The 1418-nt window shown below is 42.7% G+C and carries 1 protein-coding gene; it reads left to right on the top strand.

The genetic code is table 11. The features are described 5' to 3' along the window. Positions 1 to 71 precede the first annotated feature (71 nt). Complete coding sequence (locus tag AB6D80_RS24960) at positions 72 to 1409, top strand: IS4 family transposase (protein ID WP_017100321.1); 1338 nt, start codon at positions 72 to 74, stop codon at positions 1407 to 1409. Positions 1410 to 1418 lie beyond the last annotated feature (9 nt).

Here is a 1418-nt window from a genome sequence, read left to right as displayed (position 1 = left end):
TCCTGATCAGTTGAACGATCCTACAGATGGTTAACAATACCCTTAAGCACTTTTGTTTAAGGGTATTTTTTATGCTGTCACACTGGTTAATCGATGTTGACGATTTTGCTAATCCAGAATCTCTTTCTTTGTTTCAAAAAGACCTTCCGCTAGATTGGATAAACCAAGCTTTATCTGAAACGAACAAAGCGAGTATGCGCCGTAGAAAGCTACCCGCAGAACTCGTTGTATGGTTAGTCGTTGGTATTGGTTTATATCGAGATAGACCGATTACCGATGTACTCGATAAGCTCGACCTCAAATTGTCTAATTCATTGGGTGAAACGATTGCACCTAGTGCAATTCCTCAGGCAAGAAAACGCCTCACCGCTGAGCCTTTAAAGTCATTATTCTCAATCACAGCAAAGCATTGGACACAGTCGGAAGATGCGGGTGATAAATGGAATGGTTTGAGCCTATTTTCAATCGATGGCACACAGTTTAGAACTCACGATAACCCAAGCTTAGCTGAGCATTATCAATATGTTTACTACCGAAAAGACAGGCACACTGAGTACCCAATCGTTCGAATGTGCGCACTCACATCACTACGGAGTCGCCTTATTCATGATGTGGCTTTTGGGGAAAGTTCTAAAGGTGAAATCAGCTATGCAAAAGATTTAATTTCATCAGCAGTTCCGAATTCATTGACCATTTTTGACCGTTGCTACTTGAGCGCAGAACTTATGCTTAACTGGCAACAAGAGCATGGAACAAGCCACTGGATGACACCAATAAAGTCGAATGTGAAATATGAAATCATCGAGCAGCTCGATGATGATGGGCGAGATCTGATTGTGGAGATGAAAGTCTCTCCCCAGGCTAGAAAACAAGACCCGAGTCTCCCAGAAACGTGGAAAGCTAGGCTAACTCTATATCCCGATGACGTTGAACAACAACCCAATCATATACAAGGGCTGCTGACTTCTCTAACAGATAGAAAATACAGTTTAAAATCATTATTAGATGTGTACTTCGAAAGGTGGGAAATCGAGAATAGCTATGGCGAGATTAAGCATGACATGCTTGAAGATGAAATCCTGCTCCGCAGTCAATCTGTAGAGGGTGTAGAGCAAGAGATATGGGGTATCCTTATCGCGTATAACTTAATCCGTCTGGAGATTAGCCGAATAGCAAAAGAGGCTGAAGTCTCGCCACTTAGGATAAGCTTTACGATGGCACTTCGAGATATTCAAGATGAGTTGATGTGGTGTGCTATCGCCTCCCCAGGTTCGGTTCCCAAAAAGCTGCGAGCTATGAGAGAGCGAGTGAAACGTTATATTTTGCCCGAAAAACAAAAACGGCCCAAAGATAGGACCGTTCGTTTTAGTAAGACTCGCTACACTGTGCGATCTAAACACCTTAAATGATAGGTGTTG

Origin of the sequence: Vibrio sp. 10N.247.310.17 (genome assembly GCF_041466605.1) — a bacterium.
In the GTDB taxonomy this organism is placed as follows: domain Bacteria; phylum Pseudomonadota; class Gammaproteobacteria; order Enterobacterales; family Vibrionaceae; genus Vibrio; species Vibrio tasmaniensis_A.
Note: the sequence above shows the minus strand (reverse complement) of the source record. Positions and strands in the feature narration are given on the sequence as shown.